The sequence below is a fragment of the Streptomyces sp. NPDC057638 genome, from assembly GCF_042800315.1.
Taxonomy (GTDB): domain Bacteria; phylum Actinomycetota; class Actinomycetes; order Streptomycetales; family Streptomycetaceae; genus Streptomyces.
Genome location: NZ_JBHVHF010000464.1, coordinates 1 through 4300 on the forward strand (window position 1 = coordinate 1; position 4300 = coordinate 4300).

A 4300-nucleotide genomic window follows, 5' to 3' on the forward strand; every position below is an offset into this window, starting at 1 on the left:
GCTCTATCCGGCGGCGGGCCGGGCGCCGTGTTCGGCGGCCAGGGCGCTGATCCGGGTGGCGAGCGCCGTGTCCCGGGCGGTGATCGCTCCCCCGGCGTCATGCGTGTTCAGGCCAAACCCGATCGTGCCGTAGAGCACATGGATCTCGGCGTGATGGTCGGCCTCGTCCTCGGCGGCGGCCACGGCCGCGTAGAGACCGGGCACGGCGGAACGATCGGCCTTGAAAGTGGCCGAGAGCTTGCCGTCCTGGACGCTCCAGCCGGGGAGGCCGGTCAGGGCCTGGTCGAGTTCCGCGCTGGTCAGCGGGGTGGCGGCCATGGGATCTGCTCCTTCGGTTCGGGTGGGTCGGTCAGGGGGCGAGGGGCGCGAGGGCCTGGTCGAGACGGTCGCCGAGGGGGTCGTCGCGCCAGGGGTCCATCGTCCGGCGCAGGGTCTCCAGCTCCGCGCGGTGACGCGCCGAACCCGTCTCGGAGGCGATCCTGGCGGACTCGGCGGTCAGAGTCACGGCACGCTCGGGTGTGGGCGTCGGCCGCGGCGATACCGTGCCCGTACGCGGTGGTGTGCCGGAGTCCCGCATCCTGGCGCGGCCAGGCGGCGAGCTCAGCCGCCGAGGACCTCCAGCGCCCGGTCCGCGTCCGCCCGGCTGTTGTAGAGGTGGAAGGAGAGGCGCAGTCCGCCCGCGCGTCCGGCCGCCAGCACTCCGGCGCGGGCCAGGTCGGGGACGCGGTGTTCCAGGCCGGGGACGGTGACGATGGCGGAGTCCCCCGGTACGGGGGTGTGCCCGAGGCCGGTGAGCGCCGTACGGGTGTACCCGGCGAGCGCCGTGGCATGGGCGCCGACCGCCTCCGTACCGATCTCCTCGATCAGCGCGAGGGAGCGTTCGGCGCCGTGGTACGGGAGGAAGGCCGGGGGTTCGTCGTAGCGGCGGGCGGTCGGGGCGAGGTCGTCGATCGGGCCGTAGACGGACTCCCAGAGGCGGCGGGCGGCGAAGGTCCCGGCGTGCAGCGGGAGCAGGGTCCGCTGGGCGTCCTCGGTGACGGTGAGGAAGGAGACCCCGCGCGGGCACATCAGGTACTTGAAGCCCCCGGTGACGGTGTAGTCCCAGCGTCCCGCCGGGTTGTCGAGCCAGCCCGCCGCCTGGGAGGCGTCCACCAGGGTGCGCGCGCCGTGGGCGGCGGCGGCCGCCCGTACCGCGTCGAGATCGGCGATCCGGCCGTCCGCCGACTGTACGGAGGAGAAGGCGACCAGCGCGGTCTCCGGTCGCACGGCGTCGGCGAGCCGCTCCAGCGGTGCCTGGCGCAGCCGGAGATCGCCCCGGGTGACGAAGGGCGTGACCAGGGAGCCGTATTCACCCTCCGGGACGAGGATCTCCGCGCCGGGGCGCTGGGAGGCGGCGATCAGGCCGGTGTGGACGGAGACCGAACCGCCGACCGCGACCCGGTCGGCCCCCACGCCGACGATCCGGGCGAAGGACTCCCGTACCGCGTCCACCGTCTCCATGTCGCCCGCGCCGCCGGGCCGGCCCCCGGTCAGCTCCCGGGCGAGGGCGGCCATGGCGTCGGCGGCCCGGACCGGGAGGAGACCGCAGGTGGAGGTGTTGAGATAGGTCGTCTCCGGCGCGAACTCGGCGCCGCGAAGGGCTGTGTCCATGTGATCACCCTGGGGCGCGGGTGCCGGTCGGTCAATCACATCACCGCGCCGCGCGGCGGTGGTTCAGGGGCGGACGACGGTACGGGGCAGGCCGAGCGGGTTGAGTTCGCGCAGCTCCGGCGGGAGGAGCGGGTCCGGGGTGGACTGGTAGGTGACGGGCCGCAGCCAGCGTTCGATGGCGGTGGTACCGACGGAGGTGGCGGTGGAGGTGGTGGCCGGATAGGGGCCGCCGTGGTGCTGGGCGGGGGCGACCGCGAGGCCCGTGGGCCAGCCGTCGACCACGATCCGGCCCGCCAGCGGGGTGAGCCGGGCCAGCAGCCCGGCCGAGCGGCCCCGGCCGCCGGCCTCCTCGGCGGAGAGGTGCAGGGTGGCGGTGAGATTGCCGCCGAGCCGGGCCAGTACGGCCTCGGCCTCGTCGTCGGAGCCGTAGCGGGCGACGACGGTGACCGGTCCGAAGCACTCCTCGACGAGCAGGTCGTGCGGGCCCTCCTCGGCGAGCAGGGACGCGGGCACGGTCAGGAACCCGGCGCCCACGGTGTGCGCGTCACCGGGCCCGGGGGTGACCGGGGTGCCGACCGAGGGCAGGGCGGCCCGTGCGCGTACGCCCGCGACGAAGGCGTCGCGGAGCCGCTGGTCCAGCATCACCCCGGGTTCGGTGGCGCCGACGGCGGCGGCCAGGGCCGCCACCAGGCGGTCGCCCGCCGCTCCGACAGGGGCGAGGACCAGTCCGGGCTTGGTGCAGAACTGGCCCGCGCCCAGCGTCATGGAGCCCGCGAGGCCCGCGCCGAGGGACTCGGCCCGCTCGGCGGCGGCGGCCTCGGTGATGACGACGGGGTTGAGGGAGCCGAGTTCACCGTGGAAGGGGATGGGTTCGGGACGGGCGGCGGCCGCGTCGAAGAGGGCGCGGCCACCCCGTACCGACCCGGTGAAACCGGCGGCGGCGACCCGGGGGTGGCCGATCAGCGCGACCCCGGCGCCGAAGCCGTGGACGACGGCGGTGATCTCCTCGGGGAGTCCGGCGCGGCGGGCGGCCTCCCGCAGCAGGGCGGCGCAGAGTTCGGCGGTGGCGGGGTGGCCCGGATGGGCCTTGACGACCACCGGGCAGCCCGCCGCCAGCGCGCTGGCGGTGTCGGCGCCCGCGACGGAGAGCGCCAGCGGGAAGTTGCCCGCCGCGTAGACGGCGACGACCCCGAGGGGGATCTTGTAGCGGCGCAGATCCGGCCAGGGCGGGGTACGGCCGGGGTCCGGGTGGTTGATCCGGATATCGAGGAAGGCGCCCTCGTCGACGACATCGGCGAAGGCCCGTAACTGGGCCGTGGTGCGGGCGAGTTCACCACTGAGCCGGGTGGGTCCGAGCGCGGTCTCGGCGTCGGCGGCCTCCACGATCCGGGCGTGGGAGGCGTCGAGGACATCGGCGGCGGTGCGCAGCAGCAGGGCTCTGGCGGCCCGGTCGGCGAGCGCGTCACGGGCGGCGTGGGCGGCGGTGACCACCCGGGCGACCTCATGGGTGTCGGCCTCGGCGGCGGCACGCTCGCGCCGCTTCCCGGTGCGGGGGTCGACACTCCAGACTGGTGCTGTTGTCACGGCGGCTTCCTCTCCGGGTTCCTCGCCCTTCTCCGCCACCCACCAGCAGGTTGTTCGGTATTGTGAACTCTGTTCCTGTCGATGAATGGTACGGGGACTCTATTTCCGGGCGTTCGAGACGGTCAAGAACGCGTGCCACGCCGCCGGGACGGTGGCCGGGACGGGTGCTGACCGCCCCGGGACGCGAGACGCACGGGCGGGCGGGTTCCGGGGCCCCGGAACCCACAGGACCCAGAGAACCCAGAGAAGAGGGGGCGCGCGATGTCGACGGCCGAATCCGGCGGGTCACAGGTCAAGTCCGCAGTGCGGACGGTGGAGTTGCTGGAGTTCTTCGCCGGAAGGCCCGGCATGCACTCACTGGCCGCCGTCCAGGAAGCCGTGGGCTACCCCAAGTCCAGCCTCTACATGCTGCTGCGGACCCTGGTCGAACTGGGCTGGGTCGAGACCGACGCCACCGGGACGCGGTACGGGATCGGGGTACGCGCCCTCCTCGTCGGCACCTCCTACATCGACGGCGACGAGGTCGTGGCCGCCGCCCGGCCGACCCTGGACCGGCTCTCCGACGACACCACCGAGACCATCCACCTCGCCCGGCTCGACGGCACCAACGTGGTCTATCTGGCGACCCGCCAGTCCCAGCACTACCTACGGCCCTTCACCCGCGTCGGACGCCGGCTACCCGCCCACTCCACCTCCCTCGGCAAGGCGCTGCTCGCCACCTACAGCGACGACCAGGTGCGCACGATGCTGCCGCCCACCCTCTCCTCGCTGACCGAACACACCATCACCGACCGGGAGCGGCTCATCGAGGAGCTGCGAAACATCCGGGAGCAGGGGTACGCGGTCGACCGGGAGGAGAACACGCTCGGGCTGCGGTGCTTCGGGGTGGCCGTGCCGTACCGGACACCGGCGCGGGACGCGATCAGCTGCTCGGTGCCGGTGGCGCGGCTGACGCCGGGGCATGAGCAGCTCATCAAGGACGCGCTCTTCGACGCCCGCGACCGCCTCACCCTCGCCACCCGCCGCCTCTGACCCCTCCCGGCCCGGCCGCGTGGGGCCCGGGCCC

5 protein-coding genes are annotated in these 4300 nt (G+C 74.3%); 1 reads left to right on the top strand and 4 read right to left on the bottom strand.

Annotated features, from left to right (window positions below; all coding sequences use genetic code 11):
- Positions 1–3: 3 nt before the first annotated feature.
- The 4 genes from ACFVIM_RS33270 to ACFVIM_RS33285 form a co-directional block, all read right to left on the bottom strand.
- Positions 4–318, bottom strand: coding sequence for a 4a-hydroxytetrahydrobiopterin dehydratase (locus ACFVIM_RS33270; RefSeq protein ID WP_384309545.1), 315 nt, complete (start codon positions 316–318; stop codon positions 4–6).
- 31 nt (positions 319–349) lie between these two features.
- A complete protein-coding gene (locus ACFVIM_RS33275; RefSeq protein WP_384309547.1) occupies positions 350–505 on the bottom strand; it encodes a hypothetical protein in 156 nt (51 codons plus the stop codon).
- Positions 506–600: 95 nt separating this feature from the next.
- Positions 601–1650: an aminotransferase class V-fold PLP-dependent enzyme gene (locus ACFVIM_RS33280; protein ID WP_384309550.1), complete on the bottom strand. Its 1050-nt coding sequence runs from the start codon at positions 1648–1650 to the stop codon at positions 601–603.
- 63 nt (positions 1651–1713) lie between these two features.
- The gene (locus tag ACFVIM_RS33285) at positions 1714–3234 is read right to left on the bottom strand and encodes an aldehyde dehydrogenase family protein (protein WP_384309553.1); all 1521 of its coding nucleotides are present in this window, start codon (positions 3232–3234) and stop codon (positions 1714–1716) included.
- A 261-nt stretch (positions 3235–3495) separates the two neighbouring features.
- Between ACFVIM_RS33285 and ACFVIM_RS33290 the strand changes: the two genes are divergently transcribed.
- Positions 3496–4266, top strand: a complete 771-nt coding sequence (locus ACFVIM_RS33290) for an IclR family transcriptional regulator (RefSeq protein ID WP_384309555.1) — start codon at positions 3496–3498, stop codon at positions 4264–4266.
- Positions 4267–4300: the final 34 nt, after the last annotated feature.